Source organism: Paeniglutamicibacter quisquiliarum (assembly GCF_019084045.1).
Taxonomy (GTDB): domain Bacteria; phylum Actinomycetota; class Actinomycetes; order Actinomycetales; family Micrococcaceae; genus Paeniglutamicibacter; species Paeniglutamicibacter quisquiliarum.
The window spans coordinates 228749-248057 of sequence record NZ_JAHRED010000002.1 but is presented as its reverse complement, the minus strand read 5'-3'; the positions used below and the strand labels follow the sequence as shown (position 1 = coordinate 248057).

Below are 19309 nucleotides of genomic sequence, written 5' to 3'. Positions count from 1 at the left end.
TGCCATGTACCCGCGCTCCGATTAGGGCCGGGATAGCCCCACTGCGTCGCACATCACATTTGTGACGTGGCGCCAGTCGGCGTCCTGAATTCCTGAAAAGTACTTGACCTGCTCCACGCCCTGGTGCACCAGCATCGACATTCCCGACACCACGGTGCCGCCAAAGGACTCCCAGGCCGTTGCGATCGCCGAGGGCCAGGGGTCGTAGGCGACATCCAGCAGCACCGCCCCGGGCGCCGGGATCCCGGTTGCCCGGTCCAGGCCCAGGGGGCCGATGAGTTCGTCGGCTGCATGCGCGGGAAGCGTCGAGATGACGACCTCGTAGTCTGCCAGCCGCCCGGCCGCCGCCGATACCTCCACGGCGGCGCAGGCCAGGCCGAGCGTCCGCGCCAGGGCCAGGGCCGGCTCTGCGCGTGCCGCGTTGCGGACCGCCAGGTCCACGTGCGTGAGGCCCAGCAGGGAGCAGGCCTCCAGCGCGGCGAGGGCCGTGTTGCCCGCGCCCAGGATCGCGGCGCGGCGCTCCCGCGGCGCGGTGCTCCCGCGGCGCGCGGGCAGCGCCTCCTGGAGTGCGCGCACGATCCCGTCGACGTCGGTGTTGTGCCCGGTCAGCCGGACGGATCCGGCGACGTGCTCCACCACCACGGTGTTCAGGGCGCCCAGGCGCTGCACGCGCTCGGAGAGGGCGTCCAGGTGCGGGATCAGCGCCGCCTTCAGCGGCATGGTGACCGAGACGCCGACCCAGCCGGGTTCGGTGCGCAGCCGGGCGGCAAAGGCTGCCGCATCCTCCGGGAGCATGTCGATCGCGCTGTAGTCGATGTCCACGCCCAGCGCGCGGTAGGCGGCCCCGTGCAGCAGCGGCGACCGGGAGTGCCCGATCGGGTGGCCCAGCACCGCGGCACGGCGGGTTGCCGCGGGGACACTCACTTGCAGACGTCCGTGTTGGCGGCGCACCAGGCGCGGAATTCGTTCTGGTTCACGCGGTGCTCGGCGTAGGTCTTGGCGAACTTCGTCAGGCCGCTGTTGGTGTCCACCGTGACCCAGTAGTAGAAGTCGTTGGGCGCCGGGTTCGCCGCGGCCTTGATCGCGGGGTCGCCCGGGGAGCCGATCGGCGTCGGCGGCAGGCCCTTGTGCACGTAGGTGTTGTACGCGTTGCCCGCATCCTTCTTTTCCTTTTCGCTGATCTGCAGGGTGTACCTGTCCAGCCCGTAGATCACCGCCGAGTCGACCTGCAGCAGTCCGTTGGTCTCGGTGTTGCTGGGGTGCAGGCGGTTCTCCAGCGCACCGGCCACGGTGCCGTAGTCGTTCTGGCGGGCCTCGGCCTGCAGGATCGAGGCGACCTGCAGCACGTGGTACTGCTGGTCCGCGTCGGTGACGCCGTTGTCCCCCAGCGTCTTGAGTGTCGCATCGACCAGGGTCTTGAGCACCGTCGTGGCATCGACGTCCAGCGGGAAGCGGTATTCTCCCGGGTGCAGGTAGCCTTCCAGGTTCGGGATCTCGGGGTTGAGGCCGAAGGCCTCGGGATCCTCGGCGAGGGCCCCGAGTTCAATGGAGGACAGGCCGGTGGCCGTGGAGATTTCTTCCAGTACCTGGTTCATGCGGGTGTTTTGCTTGATGGCCACGTAGGACACCTTGGCGGCGGGCTCGCCGATCAGGATCTCCGCCGCGGACAGGGCGGGCATTTCGCGGCGCAGCTCGTAGGTGCCGGGATGGATCTCGCGGCTCTCTGTCTCCACCAATTGGATGGCCTCGAGGAACAGCTTGTCGCTGGCCACGATCTCCCGGCTTTCGAGCTCGCGCCCGATTTGCTGGGCACCCCAACCGGATTTCACCTCGAAGGTGACGGCCTCGCCGCCGGGTGCCGGGAAGTCCCGGGGGCTCACTCGGTCCATCAGGCCCTGGAGCGAGATCACGATGCCGAAGATGACTGCGCAGAAGCCCAAGAGCACCGCCAGCACGATCCAGTTGCGCCGGCGACGCCGTGCCCTGCGGGCCTGCAGGTTTGACGAGGTGGAGGTCAGGAACAGGTTTTGGCGTTCCAGCGACCCGTGCGGCTCCGTCGGATGGGCAGGTGGCCCCTCGTGAAGGTCCGTGGAAAGTTGCTCGGAGCCATGGTGGCGGGCTTCGTCGGCGTTGGTGACCGCGGTGGCCCGTGCATCGGCTGCGGCCGGCGGTTGATGGCCGCGCACCGTTGCCGGCGGGGCCGGGGAATGCCCGGTGGGCGCCTGGCCCGGGAGGGCGTCGGAAGGTGTCGCGGCGGAATCCGCACCACCGCCGATTGTCCCGTCCATTGTCTCTGGTGCCGATTCCGCAGGGGCGTAGGCCGCCTTCACTACCGGCGGCTTGGACGGGGCCGGCGGCACGGACCGGGCACCTGCCGGTGAGGACACCTGGGCCGGGGTGGCGTCGGGGACCGCGGAGACGGCTTGGCCGGCGTTCCCTGCCCGGGGGGCATCGCGGTCAACGGGCGTGTTCGCGGCGGGCCGCACCGGATTGCGGTCCGGCGCCTGCGGTGCAGCGGTGGCTGTATCGGGGGTGACCGCGCTTCGGGCGGCGGCCGACCTGTCGCGAAGCGGGGCGGCGTTGGCCCGAAGGGTCTGGCGAACGCGTTCGGCCGCGGCGCGCTGGGCCTCAATGGCTTCCTTGCGCGCACGTTGGGCGCTCTGGGTGCGGGCTCGTTGGGCGGCGTCGAGTGCCTTGGTGCGCTCCCCCTCCGCCTGGATGCGGGCATCCTCCGCTGCGACGCGGGCATCCTCTGCCGCCGCGGCGGCCTTGAGTTCCGCCGCCTCCTTGGCCGCCTCGGCGGCGGAGGGACGCTCCGGCAAGGCCGGGTCGGGGGCGGCGGACTGCCCGTGGGCGGCTTCCGGAGCCGGGGGCTGCGCCTCGCTGCGGGTGCGCTCTGCATTTTCGCGCGCGGCACGGGCGGCACGCCGGGGCGAAACCCCGGATTCGTGGCGCGGAGAATCGATGGACGATTCGTTAGTCATGCGGTTTTCTCCCTTGCCCGCAGGCAACGTAGTAGCCGAGGGGCGACGCGGGCCCACTTCTTCAGCCGATTCAGATCTCATGCGATCGTAACCCAAAGCGGGGTCGCAGGGCAGTGCATCGGGGGCGTCGGGGCTCCCGGGTTTCCGGCCGGCGTCGGCGGATCGTCCCGCCTCAGTCGTCATCGCCTGGCCCGTCGACGCCAGGGGCCGCGAGCTGGCCGGGCGAAACCTGGCCATTGCGGCGCATTTCGAGCACCTGCTGGAGAATCTCCACGGCAGCGACCTGGTCAACCACCGCACGGTGCTTGCGCCCGTCCAGTCCGGCATCGTGCAGCGAACGATGGGCGCTGACGGTGGTCAGTCGCTCGTCCACCAGTCGCACCTCCACGTCCGATCCGGTGCGCAGAAGTGCATTAGCCAAGTCACGGGCATAATCCCGGGCCATGGTGGTTGAGGCAGTTTCCCCGCCCGACATCGAGCGCGGCAGGCCGACATAGATCTGCGCTGCCTCGCGCTCGGCGGCCAGCTTCACCAGAACGGAAATGTCACTGGACTTCTTCACATCGCGTTTCAGCGTTTTGACCGGGGTGGCCAACACCCCGTCGCGGTCACTGGCCGCGACGCCGACGCGGGCCATGCCCACGTCGACGCCAAGCAGCACCCCGGGACGCGGGGTTGGCGCCCAGGACCCGGACGCCGAGGCTATGACAGCTCCTGGATCGAACGGACCATGGCTTCAAGGGCCTCGGCGGTCTTGGTGGCGTCCTGGCCGCCGCCCTGTGCCACGTCGTCCTTGCCGCCGCCTCCGCCGCCCAGGATCTTCGCCGCGGTGCGCACCAGGGCGCCGGCCTTGGCACCCTTGGTGCGGGCGGCGTCGTTGGTGGCAACCAGGACCAGCGGGCGGCCGTTGGACGCACCGGCAAGTGCGACGGTGGACGCCTCGGAACCCAGGCGGTCGCGCAGGTCCAGGGCAAGGGTGCGCAGCGCGTCGGCCGAGGGAACCTCGCCGGCGTCGTGGGCCAGGACCTTGATCCCGTTGATGTCGCGGGCCTTGGCCACCAGGGCACCGGCCTGGGCAGCAAGTTGCGCGCCGCGGAGCTTCTCGATTTCCTTTTCGGCGGTGCGAAGCCGCGCCACGGTGTCGGAAATGCGCTCGTTGAGCTGTGCGGCCGGGACCTTGAACATCGAGGAGAGTTCGGAGACCAGGGCGCGCTCGGCCGCCCCGTGGCGGAATGCCTCCATGCCGACCAGGGCCTCGACGCGTCGGTTGCCCGAGCCCACCGAGGCCTCGCCCAGCAGGGTGAGGGACCCGATCTGTGCGGTGGCGCCCACGTGGGTGCCGCCGCAGAGCTCGCGGCTCCAGGCGTCGTTGATCTCGACCATCCGCACGGTGTTGCCGTACTTCTCGCCGAACAGGCTCATGGCGCCCATGGCGCGTGCCTCGGCCAGCGGCATGACGTTGGTGTTCACCTGGTGGTTGTTGCGGATGGCCAGGTTCACGACCTCTTCGATCTCGTTCCGGGCCGCATTGGAAAGTGCCTCGGACCAGGAGAAGTCAAAGCGCAGGTAGCCGGCCTTGTTGAAGGAACCCGACTGCAGGGCGTCGGGGCCCAGGATCTCGTGGAGTGCGGCATGGACCAGGTGGGTGGCGGAGTGCGCCTGCTCCCCGGAATGGCGGCGCTGCCGGTCGACCTCGGCCAGCACCGTGGCGCCGGAGGGCAGTTCGCCCTCGCGCACGATGGCCTGGTGGACGTTCAGCCCGCGGATCGGTGCCTGGACGTCGAGGACCTCGAGCACGAAGCCGTCGCCGGTGATCAATCCGACGTCGCCCGCCTGGCCGCCGGCCTCGGCGTAGAACGGGGTCTCGTTGAGGACCAGCTCGATCTGCTGGCCCTGTTCGGCCACCTCGACCAGGGACCCGTTGTGCACGATGCCGCGCACGGTGGATTCGCTGGTGAGTTCCTCGTAGCCGGTGAAGATGACGTCGCCGCGCTCGTGCAGCTGAGTGAAGACGGTCAGGTCGGCGTGGCCGGCCTTCTTGGCCTTGGCGTCCTTCTGGGCGCGGGTGCGCTGTTCGTTCATCAGCTCGCGGAACTTGGGCTCGTCGACGGCCAGGCCCGCCTCGGCGGCGATTTCCAGGGTGAGGTCGATCGGGAAGCCGTAGGTGTCGTGCAGCGCGAAGGCGTCCTCGCCGGAGAGCGATCCGCCCTTGGACTTGGAGACCTGCAGCGCTTCTTCCAGGCGCGTGGTGCCCGAGGCGATGGTGCGCAGGAAGGCCCGCTCCTCGGCGTAGGCGATGCGGGCGATGCGTTCGAAGTCGGTTTCGACGATCGGGTAGACGCCCTTCATGGCGTCGCGCGAGGCCGGGAGCAGCTCGGGGAGGACCGCGGTTTCCACGCCCATCAGGCGCATGGCGCGCACGGCGCGGCGGATCAGGCGGCGCAGCACGTAGCCGCGGCCCTCGTTGCCCGGGGAGACGCCATCGGAGATCAGCATCAGCGAGGAGCGGATGTGGTCGGCGACCATGCGCATGCGCACGTCGTCGGCGTGGTTCGGGTCCGCCGGGTCCTCGGTGGAGGTGTAGGTCTTGCCGGAAAGCTCGGCTGCCTTGTCAAGCACGGGACGGACCTGGTCGGTCTCGTACATGTTCTCGACGCCCTGCAGGATCATCGCCAGGCGCTCGAGGCCCAGGCCGGTGTCGATGTTCTTCTTGGGCAGTTCGCCCAGGATCTCGAAGCTGTCCTTGCCGGTGCCCTCGCCGCGCTGGTACTGCATGAACACGAGGTTCCAGATCTCGATGTAGCGGGTGTCGTCGGCCTCCGGGCCGCCCTCGATGCCGTACTCGGGTCCACGGTCGTAGAAGATTTCCGAGCAGGGGCCGGCGGGGCCGGGCTGGCCCGTGGACCAGTAGTTGTCCTCCATGCCCATCTTCTGGATGCGCTCGGCCGGGATGCCGATCTTGTCGCGCCAGATCTCCAGCGCCTCGGTGTCCTCGTGGTAAACCGTGATCCACAGCTTCTCGGCCGGCAGGCCGAAGCCCCCGTCCGCGACGGAGCTGGTCAGCAGCTCCCAGGCGTAGGAGATCGCGCTTTCCTTGAAGTAGTCGCCGAAGGAGAAGTTGCCGGCCATCTGGAAGAAGGTGCCGTGGCGCACGGTCTTGCCAACTTCTTCGATGTCACCGGTGCGGATGCACTTCTGGACCGAGGTGGCGCGGCTGTAGGGCGGTTCCTCGCGGGCGGTCAGGTACGGAATGAACGGCACCATGCCGGCGACGGTGAACAGCAACGACGGGTCGGAGGAGACCAGCGAGGCGCTGGGAACCGCGGTGTGGCCCTTCGACTCAAAGTAGTCGACCCACCGGCGTGCAATTTCCTGCGATTTCATCGTTCCTCTTCGATCCCTTCGTGCTTACGGGCGCTGTGCTTGGGTGTGGCTTTCGTCTGCCGCTCCCCCCGTGGCCTTTCGGCGGGGGAAGTGCGTGCTGCCGGGAACCGCCATGACGGCGGTCATCGGCACGCGTGCCACGAAAACAAGTCTAGTGGTGGCTTGGGCCAGGTGTTTCATCCAGGCCCAGGGCCTGGCGCAATTCGGTTTCCCGCTCATTCATCCCGGTGCGGAAGGCCTCGGCCAGTTCCTGCAGCGAGTCGCTGATGCGGCCAACGGTGCGGTTCAGTCCGTCGGAGCTGGCAAGGTCCCGGGCTTCGCCGAGCTTGCGGGCGGTCAGGACGCCGACGCCGATTCCGATGCCGACCCAGAATAGTTTCTTCATCTGCGGTTTCCTCGTTTCGTGGATGGTTGGAACGTGCGCTGCCCCATGGCAGGGGCCATCAGGCGGCTGCTGCCAAGGCCCCAAGTTTCGGGCCGGAATCAGCGCGAGCGTCGTCCCTTGCCGGTCGGCTTGGTATCGAGGACCGAACGGACCCCGGCGGTGAATGCCGCGATCTTGATCAGCGGCCTGCCGACGGTGGCTGCAGTCAGGGAGGACAGTGCGCTGATGTTGGCCGACGCATCGGAGACATGCGAGGTGATGCCGTCGACCTTGCGAAGCTGGTCATTGGTGGTTGCCACGGTGTTGGTGACCTCGGTCAGCAGCGGCGTGGTGCCGTCGGAGACGTCCCTTACGGCGCCGCGCAGCTCATCGAACACCTTCCCGAGCTTCCAGATGGGGATGGCAAGCAATGCCACCAGCACGGCAAAAACGCCTGCCGCAATGAGTCCGGCGATGTCCGACCCTGTCATGTGCTTTTCCTCTACCGTTGGTGACATGTGCTTTTCCACCTTACCGAAAGGTTGGCGGTAGCACGGAACCGAAACGTCTTGGATAACACGAAGCCCGCGGCGCGGGGCCACGGGCTTCGTGTTGCAAGCTCAATTCGTTGGGCGTGAGCCCGGTGAATTTAGCGTGCGTAGTACTCGACGACGAGGTTCTCTTCGCAGGTTACGGGAACCTCTGAGCGCTTCGGCTTGCGGACGAGCTTGGCCTGAAGGGCTTCAAGCTTGACGTCCAGGTAGGCCGGAACGGCGGGGAGAACATCGCGGTGGGCGCCTGCAGCGGCGATCTGGAACGGGCCCATCTTTTCGCTACGCTCGTGAACGTGGATCAGCTGACCCTCGGACACGCGGAACGAGGGACGGTCCACGCGCTGGCCGTTGACCATGATGTGACGGTGCACAACAAGCTGACGGGCCTGGGCGATGGTGCGGGCGAAGCCTGCACGCAGAACCAAGGCGTCCAGACGCATTTCCAGGAGCGCGACCAGGTTTTCACCGGTCATGCCCGCGGTGCGCTTGGCTTCTTCGAAGGCACGGGTCATCTGTGCTTCGCGGATGCCGTACTGGGCGCGCAAACGCTGCTTTTCGCGAAGACGCACTGCGTAGTCGCTGTCCTGCTTCTTGCGGGCACGGCCGTGCTGGCCCGGACCGTAGGGACGACGCTCCATGTACTTTTCAGCTTTGGGAGTCAGGGCAAGGCCGAGGGCTCGCGAGAGGCGAACCTTGCGGCGGGCACGAGTGTTGTTAGCCACGAGTGTCCTTTTCTTTTGTGAGCGGCTGTCATTGGATCTGGCCTCCATGATGGAGAGTTGTGGGAAGCCGCTTCCCTATTCACTACAACTGCCACGTTGCGCACCATCCGAGACCGAGGTTTCCGATGGTTTGCGGTTGGACAGCTTGCCAGCCAAGGATCAATCCTACCACCGCCGCGAAACCCAACGTTCACGCCCGCTGATTGTTGGGTGTGTGAGATATGCCCATTGCCCCCCCCTGGGTCTATCTGGTCCGGCGGTCCTTGGCCCGGATGATTCCGCGGATGCGCTCAACGCGTTCGCCGATGGACCTCTCGGCCCCGTTGGCGGTGGGCTTGTAGTAGTCGACGCCCAACAAGTCATCCGGTGCATATTGCTGGGTGGCCACCGAATGCGGGGCGTCGTGGGAATACTGGTAGCCCTTGCCGTGGCCCAGTTGCTGGGCGCCGGCGTAGTGGGCGTCGCGCAAATGCATGGGCACTCCCCTGCCGCGTCCGGCCCTGACGTCCGCCACGGCGGCGTTGATGGCGTTGTAGGCGGCGTTGGACTTGGGCGCCGTGGCAAGGTGTACGACGGCGTGCCCCAGGATGAGCCGCGCCTCGGGCATGCCAATGAGTTGCACGGCCTGGGCCGCGGCGACCGCCGTCTGCAGGGCGGTGGGGTCGGCCATGCCAATGTCCTCCGATGCGCTGATCATGATGCGCCGGGCGATGAAACGGGGATCTTCCCCGGCCTCCAGCATTTTTGCCAGGTAATGCAGTGCGGCGTCAACGTCGGAACCGCGGACCGACTTGATGAACGCACTGATGATGTCGTAGTGCTGGTCACCGGCCTTGTCGTAGCGCTGCACCGCGGCGTCCATGGCACGTTCGGTGTGTTCGATGGTGATGACAATCTGGCCCGAGGGGTTCAGTCCCGCGGCATCCGGTGTGTTCTTCTGGTCAGGGTTCCCGTCCGCCGCGACAGCTTCGACGGAAGCCGGAGGCTCGTTCGCGCTTGTCTCCCCGTTGCCTTCGCCGTCGCTGCCGCCAGTTTCGAGGGCAGCCGAGGGGCCGGCTTCCAGGGGTTCTTCTGGTTGCTTGCCTGCCGGGCCGTGCTCGGACTGCTCGTCGGAATCGTCGTCGTCGGAGGTGGCGTCCGCCTTCTGCGCTGTGCGGCGCGCCAGGAGTCCATGTGATTCGGCCGCGCTCCACGCCACACCCGCGGCGGCCTCCAGTGCCGTCAGCGCACGGCGGGCGTCTCCCCCGGCCATGCGCACCAGATGGTCAAGAGCCATCGGGTCCAGGACCAGCTCGTCGTTGAACCCGCGCACGTCGGCCAGGGCGCGGGTGATGAGCGCGGCAATGTCGCCCTCTTCCAAGGGGCGGAGCGTCAGCAGCAGCGAACGCGACAGCAAGGGAGAGACGACGGAGAAGGACGGGTTCTCCGTCGTGGCGGCGACCAGCACCACCCAGCGGTTTTCCACGCCGGGCAGCAGTGCGTCCTGTTGGGCCTTGTTGAAGCGGTGGATTTCGTCCAGGAACAAGACGGTGGTGAAGCCACGCAAATCGCGGTCCTCCAGTGCCTGGTCCATGACGCGGCGAACGTCCTTGACTCCGGCGGTGATTGCGCTGAGCTCGACGAAGCGGCGGCCCGGGGCACGGGCGATCACGTGGGCAATGGTTGTTTTCCCGGTGCCGGGTGGTCCCCAGAGAATGATGCTTGAGGGGCCGGACGGGCCGGGTCCGGCGATTCCTGCAAGTTGCCTCAGCGGCGAGCCCGCCTTGAGCAGGTGTTGCTGGCCGACGAGTTCCTCGACCGAGCGGGGGCGCATGCGCACGGCCAGGGGCGCGCGCGGGCGCACCTGTTCTTCGTCGTTTTCCTCGTCGTCACCCAAGGCACTGAGCAGATCGTTCACTCCACCAGCCTAGTTCAGCATTGCCGTCGCCGAATCCGGAACATCTTCCGCCTTCGCTTGACCGTGCCGTGGAACCTGCTGGGACGGTGGATTCCCCCACGTCGGCTAGTGGAATCGTGGTTGCTCGCTGCCGGGGGTGGTCCGGGTGCTGCCGCATCACGCACGGCGGTGAGGCATGGGGGTGACCCCACCGGCGGGGAGACAGCACCCGGGAACTTGGCCGTGCACAATCGGCGGTCTGCCGTCTTGGGTCGGCAGCGAACCTAATCGAACAGGGGCGCCGTAAACCCGATGGTGCGAAGCTCGGGGTGCCAATAGAGGTTTCGCTGCGGCGCACCGCGAGGTTGTCCGTCGATCGCAATGACATAGGGCACGCCATCGATAGATTTCAGCGTGATAAGTCCCGCGTGTACTTGGATGTGGTGGTATTCGCACAGTAGGGCAGAATTTTCCACGCTCGTTTCGCCACCCTCGAGCCAGGGTATGACGTGGTGGCATTCGGAAGTTGAGGCCGGGCGGGTGCAGCCCGGAACGATGCACCCGCGATCCCGAATGGCGATGGCTTTGCGCTGGGCCTTGGAGAACCCGCGGACCTCTCGGCCGAGATCAAGGACTTCCCCCTTTTCTCCCATGACTGCCGGCAGGATGTCGCCATTGCAGGCGAACCTTCTGATGTTGGCCGCGGAGACGGGGCGGTTGTGGGCGGTCAATCCCGCATCTTCGCATTGACCCAGCAAGCTGCGGTAGCCGATCAGCACCCCGATCTTGACCCGCATGCCGCCGGTTTCGCTGATGCCGGTTCCGTTCAACGCCCCGGAACATGCAGCAACCAGGGCATCGAGCAGCCGTTGCGGGCTAGTGCGCGGGTCCTGGGCCAATAATCCTGCGAGCCCCGAGCCCTCGGGCGGAAGTCCGCAGGCCAGTTCGCTCAGCGGCATGCCCTCGGCTGCAACACCGGCGGGCCTGGCCCACTCCGGTGCCGGTGCGCCGGCCGGGGAGAAGGTTGGTGTGCCCGAGGCCGAAACGTCCTCGATATCCGGGACGGCTTCTTCCGGGCCGGACGCTGGCAGGTCCGGGTTGGTTGAGGCCGAGAACGGCGGGGACTTGAGCGAGCGGGGGTTGGTCCAGGCCTCGCCGAAGGCGAGGATCACCTCGGAGTCCATCGGGTCGCAGCGCAGCAGGTACTCGTCGCTGCCGTCGCGGAAGCCTTGGTAGAAGAAGCCGCGCTTGGCACGGATTTCCTCGTCGCTGATGGGGGTGCCGTTCTCCGCCAGGAAGCTGCCCCAGTCCTGCAGGGCCTTGCCGCACATTTTTGGCTCGCCGTTGCGTGCCTCATGGACCAGGGATTCCTCGATGGCGTTGTTGACCTTGCCCGCGTCGGGCCTGGAACTGATGCGCGGCTGCATGGATTCCAGGCGCCCAGCGACCGAAGCGAGGTTGCCGACGTCAGCGCTGCCGTCGGCCGCGGCCCGTGCCAGGATCGGGTAGCTGGGTGCCGCCGGGGTTTCGCCGTTGTCGTCCGCGGATCCGGTCGAGGCGACCAGGAGCTTCGCACCGGTGATGCGGCGGCGGCCATCGCCACTGGAAATATGCAGGTGCGCCTGCATGTAGGCCAGGATATTGCGGTGCGGTGCCATCCCGGGGCGCAGTTGCTCCGGCGGAATGCCGGAGGTGCCATTGGCCAGTTCCTCCGGGTGGGCCACGAGCTCGTCGATCTTCTGGGCAAGTACGGGATCCAGCCGATGGATTTCGGCGGCCTCGGCACGCCGGGTGACCACGAGCTGGCCATAGGCGGTGGTCCGATGGGCGCGGCGTCAAGCGGCACCTGTCCCAGCCCGTCGATGGCTTCGGACAGGGCAAGTGCCGCGGCGGCCATTGTCCGGCCAAGCTCCGCGGCGCTCCGGTGCGCCGTCGGTGGCGCGAAAAGTGGGGTGCCCATGTCCACCAGTGTCCGCTTCCCGGGCCTCGCTTGCCCCGCGATGGGGCTATCTGTGCGGAGAAGTGGGCGCAGTCCGCCCGCGTGGTCCCGAATGTGTCCGCCGGTGCGCAAAACGGTAGGCTCGCTACGTCCGGCGGCTCGTGGGCGGCGAAGGACGCCGCGGCGTTGGACCACGATGTGAAGGTGGATGCATGAAGGCTGTGTTGCAAGTGGTTTCCCGGGCCTCTGTCGAGGTGGAGGGTTCGGTCGTCGGGAAGATCGACGGCCCCGGCCTGGTGGTGTTGCTGGGCGTGACGTACGGCGACACCCCGGCGTTGGCGGCCAAGCTGGCGGCCAAGGTGTGGCGGTTGCGGATGCTGGAGGGCGAGAAGTCGTGCGAGGACCTCGGTGCCCCGCTCCTGGTGATCAGCCAATTCACGCTCTACGGGGATGTGCGCAAGGGACGGCGTCCCGGATGGACGGCCGCGGCCCCCGGCGCGGTGAGCGAGCCGTTGTACGAGGAGTTCATGGAACAGCTTCGCGCGCTCGGCGCCCACGTCGAGTCCGGCGTGTTCGGCGCGATGATGGAGGTGTCGTTGGTGAACTCCGGTCCGTACACGCTCATCGTCGACACCGCCGATCTTCCGGGCTGAGCGCGGCCCCGTCACCGGTTCCTTGGTCAGTCCTCCGACTGTTGGGCCGATAGCGCGCGGGCATCTGCCACGCGGCCTCGTCTGGCCCCTGCCGTGTCGGCGTCGATCCGCTTGGGCAGCCAGGACCAGAGGATCCAGGCCGCAAGGCACAGCCACATGGCACCGCGGATGATGAGCCACGCGGTGACGGGTCCCTCGAGGAGTTCAGCGAGAAGGCCCACGCCGAAGCCCCCAATGAGAAGGCTGGTGCCGGCCCGGCGCAGCACCACGCCGCGCTTGATCGAACTACGGGTGCCGGGGGGCAAGTTGCGCGGCGAACAGCTCGACGTTCCCGAAATCCTGGGCGATGTGGTCTTGCGTGCCGGAGAGACGGCGATGTTCCCGTGCCTCGCGCAGCGCCGCGACGGCCTGCGCCGGATGCGCCCGTAGTGCACGGGTTCCCCGAACAGTTCCGTCGGGGTTTGGCCGCTGGCCGAAACGGTTTGACGCAGCTCGGCCAGGGCCGGGCCGATGTCGTCCTGCGCCGCATCGGCGAAAAGCATGGAGGCCGCCGCCAGTTCCGCCCACTCCCGCTGGCCCTCCGGCCAGTTCCGCAGTTCGTCGTCCCAGGCGGTGGTCCCGCGTGCGTTCCGGCTCATGGTTGTCCTCCAGCGGTTTGCAGGTCCCGCCGCACAGAACCACGCGGCAATGTGGCATCGGCGTTCGCGAAAGTTGTCATTGGCGCAGCACCGCGTCCTGGAAGAAGGCCCAGAGCTCGCGCTGGGAGGCCAGGTGCCCGCGACCGGTGCCGGTGAGCGTGTAGACCTTCCGGCCGGGTGCCCCGTCGCCGTCTTCCCAGATGCTGTCCATGAGCCCCGCGGCCTCGAGCTTGACCAGCGCCGGGTAGAGCGTGGAGCCCTTGACGGGCGAGAATCCCCGCGCCTCGAGCATCTGCGCCAGCGCATAACCGTGGTTGGGGCCCGCCTCCAGTGCGTCGAGCAGGCTCAGCGGGAGCAGGGCGCGCTGCCAGGCTCCCGGAAACTCCTTGCCGCCGCTCAGCATGCCCCCTCCCCCGCCAGAAGGCAGGCCTCGGTACGTTGTGCCGGGGCGAAGTGGCCGGATACCCGCGGGAACAGGGGGTCCATGTCGTGGCCTTTCTGTGGGGGCGAGGTGCGCTGGTGACGCACGCCGGCAAAAATCGGACTAAGTCAAAAATTTATCTAGATAACTAACACTACTAACGTTGTCCACCATTTGCACGGGTTTTCCCCACCGGCTTTCCCGTGTCGGGTGCGCCCCGCCGACCACGCGGCATTCCCCCGTCGCACCGGGCACCACGAACCGGGGAACACACGGGCAGAAATCCCCACCGGCACCCGGCCCTCGCCGTCGGCCCCGCCACTCCCCCGACGGATTCCCGGCAGACAGGCAAGGGGGCGCCCACCATGATGGTGGACGCCCCCGGGCAACCGCCTATGGGCGGTGCGTGACTACTTCGCCTCGACCTTGGCGGGCTCGTTGGTCTCGGCCTTCTTGGCCTCCGGCTTCGAGTCGACGCCGGCCTCCTTGCGCTGCTGGGCCGTGATCGGCGCCGGGGCACTGGTCAGCGGGTCGAATCCGCCGCCGGTCTTCGGGAAGGCGATGACGTCGCGGATCGAATCGGAACCGGTGAGCAGCTGCAGCACGCGGTCCCAGCCCAGCGCGATTCCTCCGTGGGGAGGCGCGCCGTACTTGAAGCCCTCGAGCAGGAAGCCGAACTTCTCCTGCGCGGCTTCCTCGTCGATGCCCATCATCTTGAACACGCGCTGCTGCAGATCGGCCTGGTGGATACGGATCGAGCCGCCACCGATTTCGTTGCCGTTGCACACGATGTCGTAGGCGTAGGCCAGCGCGTTTTCCGGATCCGTGTCGAAGGTGTCCATGAACTCGGGCTTCGGGGAGGTGAACGCGTGGTGCACGGCGGTCCAGGCGCCGGTACCCACGGCCACGTCGCCCGAGGCAACGGCCGCGGCGGCCGGCTCGAACATCGGGGCGTCGACGACCCACACGAAGGCCCAGTCGCCGTCCTTGATCAGTCCGGTGCGGTGGCCGATTTCCACGCGGGCGGCGCCCAGCAGGGCGCGCGCCTCGGTCTTGGGGCCGGCGGCGAAGAAGATGCAGTCCCCGGGCTTGGCGCCGGTGGCCTCGGCCAGGCCGGCGCGCTCGGTGTCGGTCAGGTTCTTGGCGACCGGGCCGGCCAGCTCGCCGTCCTCCTTGTAGAGCACGTAGGCAAGGCCCTTGTGCCCGCGCTGCTTGGCGAATTCCTGCCAGCCGTCCAGGGTGCGGCGGGGCTGGGAGGCGCCTCCCGGCATGACCACGGCACCGACGTGCGGCGCCTTGAAGACGCCGAACTCGGTGTCCTTGAAGAACTCGGTCATGTCGGTCAGCTCGAGGCCGAAGCGCAGGTCCGGCTTGTCCGAGCCGTACTTGGCCATGGCCTCGTGGTAGGTGATGCGGGCGATCGGGGTCGGGATCTCGACGTCGATCAGCTTCCAGAGGGCCTTCACCAGCGACTCGCCGAGCGCGATGATGTCATCCTGCTCGACGAACGACGCCTCGATGTCCAGCTGGGTGAACTCCGGCTGGCGGTCCGCACGGAAGTCCTCGTCGCGGTAGCAGCGGGCGATCTGGTAGTACTTCTCGAAGCCGCCGACCTGCAGCAGCTGCTTGAACAGCTGCGGGGACTGCGGCAGCGCGTACCAGGAACCCGGAGCCAGGCGCGCCGGGACCAGGAAGTCGCGGGCACCCTCCGGGGTGGAGCGGGTCAGCGTCGGGGTCTCGATTTCGACGAAGCCGTCGTCGTGCAGCAGGTTGCGGGCGATGCGGTTGGCCTCGGAGCGCAGGCGGATGTTGCGGCTCGGGGTGGGGCGGCGCAGGTCGAGGTAGCGGTGGCGCAGGCGCGCCTCCTCGCCGACCTCGACGTGCTCGTCGATCTGGAAGGGCAGCGGCGCGGAGGTGTTCAGCACGACGACGGATTCGGCGATGACCTCGATCTGCCCGGTGGCCAGGGCGGGGTTTTCGTTGCCCTCGGGGCGGCGCTCGACCTTGCCGGTGATCTGCAGCACGAATTCGTTGCGCAGCGGGTGGAAGACTTCCTCCTCGCGCACCACGACCTGGGCGATGCCCGAGGCGTCGCGCAGGTCAAGGAAGGCGACCCCGCCGTGGTCGCGGCGGCGGGCCACCCAACCGGTGAGGGTGACGGTTTCTCCGATGTGCTCGGCGGTCAAGGTGCCGAGCTGATGAGTGCGTAGCACTGCATTCCTTTCTACAAGGGTGCTTGTTTCCGCAGGTGTTCCGAAGGCTGCGTGACGCCGGCGGCGGGTGTGTGCCTCGGGTGCGGAAAGGGAAGAATCTAAGTGCGAGTTTACCGGCACTGTCGTGCCGGCGGCACCGGAACCCGCATCGGTGTGCGCTGACTCACGCCGGCGCCGCCAGGGGCAGGTCCCGTTGCGCGTCTCCGGGCTAGGGGCGGGCGGCAGTGACCAGGTTGGACAGGTCGGCGTCCGCGGGCATCCAGGAGGCCGGATCCGCGGTGGTTTGCTCGCCGCTGCGGATGTCCTTGACCTCGTGGGTTCCATCCTCGGCGGTGAACCAGACGAAGGGGATGCCCCGCTTGTCGGCGTACTTGATCTGCTTGCCGAACTTCTCCGCCTTGGCGGCCACCTCGCAGGCGATGCCGCGGGCGCGCAGGGCGGCGGCGACGTCCTGCGCCTCGTTCCAGGAGTCGTCGTTGGCCAGGGTCACCAGGACCGCGGAGGGAACGGTGCGCGCGGCGGTGGCGGTTTCCTCGGCGAGCATCCGCGAGACCAGGCGGGTCACCCCGATGGACAGGCCCACGCCCGGGTAGTTCTTCTTCCCCGTGGAGGCCAGCGACTCGTAGCGGCCGCCCGAGCAGATCGAGCCCAGGGACTCGTGGCCCACCAGCACCGTCTCGTAGACCGTGCCGGTGTAGTAGTCCAGGCCGCGGGCGATGGACAGGTCGGCGACGACCTTGCCCGGGGCGCGGCGCACGGCTGCCTCGATGACCTGGGAGAGTTCGTCCAGGCCCTCCTCGAGCAGCGGGTGGGTGACGCCCAGGGCGCGGACCTGCTGGACGAAGGAGGTGTCGGCGGTGCAGATGGAGGCCAGCGCGAGTGCGGCCGCGGCCTGCTCGTCGGTGGCGCCGAGTTCGTTCTTCAGTGCCTCGGCGACCTTGGCCGCACCGATCTTTTCGAGCTTGTCGATGGAGCGCAACACGCCGGCGGTGTCTTCCAGTCCCAGGCCCAGGTAGAAGCCCTCGGCGAGCTTGCGGTTGTTCACGCGCAGGCGGAAGTCCCCGATGGGCAGGGCCGAAAGCGCCTCGGCGATGACCAGGGCGAGCTCGACGTCGTAACGGAAGGGCAGTTCGCTGTCGCCCACCACGTCGATGTCGGCCTGGGTGAATTCACGGAAGCGGCCGTCCTGCGGGCGCTCTCCGCGCCAGACCTTCTGCATCTGGTAGCGGCGGAACGGGAAGGGCAGGTGTCCGGCGTTCTCGACCACGTAGCGGGCGAAGGGGACGGTCAAGTCGAAGTGCAGGGCCAGCGCGTTGGGGTCGTTCTTCGCTGATTCCTCGGCGGCCAGGCGGGAAAGCCCGTAGACCTCCTTGTCGATTTCACCCTTGCGCAGCAGCTGTCCGACGGTCTCCACGGCGCGGGTCTCGATGTTGGCGAACCCATGCAGCTCGAAGATCCGACGCAGCGTGTCCATTACATGCTGCTCCACCGCACGCTCCTGCGGGAGCCATTCGGGGAAGCCGGATAGTGAGGCCTTGCGTGCCATGAAGTCTGTACTCCTAATGAGGGGAAAGCTGGTTGGTTGCCACGCCCCGCGCAGCGCCGGTTCCGGGGAACCCGGCCGCCGGCGGCGGGCACGTAGGGAACCAAGTCTAATGGCGTGTCACTGCGCCGAGGGCGAAACGACGCGAATGCGTCACGGTTTTGCGGCGGCGGAGTACCGGGGCTTGGGCCTAGGCGGGTAAAGTGGCGGTGACAGTTGTGTCCCGGCGCATATCCGGGGCCGAACCTAGCGAAAGAGTTTCAGCGGTGACCACCAGTCAGCAATCCGACGACAATCTCCAGCCAGCAGCAGCGGCCGAGGAGCAGCAAACCGAAAGCACGGTAGAGGCAACCCCGGCCGTCGAGCCGGAAGCGGCAGTGGAGGCACCGGCAACGGACGCCCCGGCAGCTGAAGAAGCCGAAGCCCAGGAAGCACCAGAGGCAGAAGCTCCCGCCGAGGAAGCACCCGCGGCAGAAGCTCCCGCCAAGGCCGAGTCGGCACCGGAAGCCGAGGCCGCCCCGGCGGCACCCGCCCACCCCGTGCCGACCCCTGCCGCCATGGCCCCGTCGCCGCGCCCCTCGGGCAAGCACGCCGCGAAGGTCGCCACCCCCGTTGCCGCTCCCCCGACGTTCACCACCCCGCCGGAGGAAGCCGCCAAGTTCGGCCGCGTTTCCGAGGACGGGCACGTCTTCGTGATCATCGACGGTGCCGAGCACCCCGTGGGACAGTACCCGGATGCCACCGCCGAGGAGGCCCTGGCCTACTTCGTGCGCAAGCACGACGAGGTCGTCTCCTCGCTCATGCTGCTGGAGCAGCGCGTTGCGGCCAAGGCCCCGAGCTCGGACATGAACAAGACCCTGGACCACCTGGCCGCCACGGTGGCCGAGCGTGCCATGGTCGGGGACATCCCCGCACTGGAGACGCGCATCGAGACCGCCCGTGCAGCCGTCGCCGAACTGGTAGCCGTTGAGCGCAAGGCCAACGAGGAGCTGCGCGCCACCGAGCTCGCCGCCCGCGAGGCCATCGTCGCCGAGGCCGAGGCGCTGGCCGCCACGGACCCGACGACCGTGCAGTGGAAGCAGGGCAGCAACCGCATGAACGACCTCTTCGACGCCTGGAAGACCGCGCAGAAGTCGGGCGTGCGCCTGGGCCGTTCCACCGAGGATTCCCTGTGGAAGCGGTTCCGCGGGGCACGCACCACCTTCGACCGCCACCGCCGCGCGTACTTCTCGCAGCTCGATGCGACCAACTCCGAGGCCAAGGCCGCCAAGGAGGCGCTGATCGCCCGCGCCGAGGAACTCTCGCGCTCCACCGACTGGGGACCGACCGCCGGTGAATACCGCCGCCTGATGGACGAGTGGAAGGCCTCCAAGCGCGCCTCGCGCAAGGACGACGACGCCCTGTGGGCACGTTTCCGCGCCGCGCAGGACGTCTTCTTCGAGGCCCGGCAGTCCGCGAACGCCGCCATCGACGAGGAGTTCGGCGCGAACCTCATCGTCAAGGAGGCGCTGCTGGTCGAGGCCAAGGCGCTGTTGCCGATCAAGGACCTGGCAACGGCCAAGAAGCTGCTGGACTCGATCCGCGACCGCTGGGAGGCCGCGGGCAAGGTTCCGCGTGCCGACATGCAGCGCGTCGAGTCCTCGCTGCGCCAGGTCGAGGAAGCCGTCCGTTCGGCCGAGGACGAGCAGTGGCGCCGGTCCAACCCGGAGACCAAGGCACGCTCGAACTCGATGCTGACGCAGCTTGAGGACGCCATCGCCGGCCTCGAGGAGGACCTGGCCAAGGCCAAGGCCAAGGGCGTCGAGTCCAAGATCAAGGCGGCCCAGGAAGCCCTGGACGCCCGTCGCCTGTGGCTCGAGACCCTGCAGAAGTCCTCCGCGGACTTCCAGTAACGGCACACACGCAACGCCCACCGGGCGGGTACGGTTCGACGGAACCGCACCCGCCCGGTGTTGTTTAACCTCTGCATCCCGTCCCCGGCCGGTCCCCGTCCACAGCGGGGGTTATCCACAATTTCG

The 19309-nt window shown here is 68.0% G+C and carries 15 protein-coding genes; 2 read left to right on the top strand and 13 right to left on the bottom strand.

Annotation, left to right across the window (positions count from 1 at the left end; all coding sequences use genetic code 11):
• Positions 1 to 21 precede the first annotated feature (21 nt).
• From KRR55_RS04730 to KRR55_RS04690, 9 genes are all read right to left on the bottom strand, one after another.
• Positions 22 to 924, bottom strand: a complete 903-nt coding sequence (locus KRR55_RS04730; protein WP_217387905.1) for a shikimate dehydrogenase family protein — start codon at positions 922 to 924, stop codon at positions 22 to 24.
• On the bottom strand, positions 921 to 2984 hold the full coding sequence (mltG, locus tag KRR55_RS04725; protein WP_217387904.1) for an endolytic transglycosylase MltG: 2064 nt from the start codon (positions 2982 to 2984) through the stop codon (positions 921 to 923). The genes KRR55_RS04730 and mltG overlap by 4 nt, the downstream gene beginning before the upstream one ends.
• A gap of 172 nt (positions 2985 to 3156) precedes the next feature.
• Complete coding sequence (gene ruvX / locus KRR55_RS04720) at positions 3157 to 3645, bottom strand: Holliday junction resolvase RuvX (RefSeq protein WP_336245036.1); 489 nt, start codon at positions 3643 to 3645, stop codon at positions 3157 to 3159.
• 41 nt (positions 3646 to 3686) lie between these two features.
• On the bottom strand, positions 3687 to 6368 hold the full coding sequence (gene alaS / locus KRR55_RS04715) for an alanine--tRNA ligase (protein WP_217387903.1): 2682 nt from the start codon (positions 6366 to 6368) through the stop codon (positions 3687 to 3689).
• A 151-nt stretch (positions 6369 to 6519) separates the two neighbouring features.
• Positions 6520 to 6753: a hypothetical protein gene (locus KRR55_RS04710; protein WP_217387902.1), complete on the bottom strand. Its 234-nt coding sequence runs from the start codon at positions 6751 to 6753 to the stop codon at positions 6520 to 6522.
• A gap of 98 nt (positions 6754 to 6851) precedes the next feature.
• Complete coding sequence (locus tag KRR55_RS04705) at positions 6852 to 7223, bottom strand: DUF948 domain-containing protein (protein ID WP_217388276.1); 372 nt, start codon at positions 7221 to 7223, stop codon at positions 6852 to 6854.
• A 158-nt stretch (positions 7224 to 7381) separates the two neighbouring features.
• Positions 7382 to 8008 (bottom strand): 30S ribosomal protein S4, encoded by a 627-nt coding sequence (gene rpsD, locus KRR55_RS04700; RefSeq protein ID WP_217387901.1) that lies wholly within the window; start codon positions 8006 to 8008, stop codon positions 7382 to 7384.
• 244 nt (positions 8009 to 8252) lie between these two features.
• Complete coding sequence (locus KRR55_RS04695) at positions 8253 to 9905, bottom strand: replication-associated recombination protein A (RefSeq protein ID WP_418888825.1); 1653 nt, start codon at positions 9903 to 9905, stop codon at positions 8253 to 8255.
• 263 nt (positions 9906 to 10168) lie between these two features.
• Positions 10169 to 11683: an HNH endonuclease signature motif containing protein gene (locus KRR55_RS04690; RefSeq protein ID WP_217387900.1), complete on the bottom strand. Its 1515-nt coding sequence runs from the start codon at positions 11681 to 11683 to the stop codon at positions 10169 to 10171.
• Between the two features lie 352 nt (positions 11684 to 12035).
• On the opposite strand from KRR55_RS04690, the gene dtd reads away from it, so the two are divergent.
• Entirely contained in the window at positions 12036 to 12476 is a 441-nt protein-coding gene (gene dtd, locus KRR55_RS04685; protein WP_217387899.1) for a D-aminoacyl-tRNA deacylase, read from the top strand.
• A gap of 26 nt (positions 12477 to 12502) precedes the next feature.
• Here the strand turns inward: dtd and KRR55_RS04680 are convergent, their stop codons facing one another.
• The 4 genes from KRR55_RS04680 to hisS all read right to left on the bottom strand — a co-directional run bounded on the left by KRR55_RS04680 (position 12503) and on the right by hisS (position 17294).
• Positions 12503 to 13114, bottom strand: a complete 612-nt coding sequence (locus KRR55_RS04680; protein ID WP_217387898.1) for a hypothetical protein — start codon at positions 13112 to 13114, stop codon at positions 12503 to 12505.
• 76 nt (positions 13115 to 13190) lie between these two features.
• Positions 13191 to 13517, bottom strand: coding sequence for a PadR family transcriptional regulator (locus KRR55_RS04675; RefSeq protein WP_217387897.1), 327 nt, complete (start codon positions 13515 to 13517; stop codon positions 13191 to 13193).
• Between the two features lie 428 nt (positions 13518 to 13945).
• Positions 13946 to 15748: an aspartate--tRNA ligase gene (aspS, locus tag KRR55_RS04670; protein ID WP_217387896.1), complete on the bottom strand. Its 1803-nt coding sequence runs from the start codon at positions 15746 to 15748 to the stop codon at positions 13946 to 13948.
• 208 nt (positions 15749 to 15956) lie between these two features.
• Positions 15957 to 17294, bottom strand: a complete 1338-nt coding sequence (gene hisS, locus KRR55_RS04665) for a histidine--tRNA ligase (protein WP_217387895.1) — start codon at positions 17292 to 17294, stop codon at positions 15957 to 15959.
• Positions 17295 to 17557: 263 nt separating this feature from the next.
• Here hisS and KRR55_RS04660 point away from each other — a divergent pair, with 263 nt between their 5' ends.
• Positions 17558 to 19183 (top strand): DUF349 domain-containing protein, encoded by a 1626-nt coding sequence (locus tag KRR55_RS04660; RefSeq protein WP_336245035.1) that lies wholly within the window; start codon positions 17558 to 17560, stop codon positions 19181 to 19183.
• Positions 19184 to 19309 lie beyond the last annotated feature (126 nt).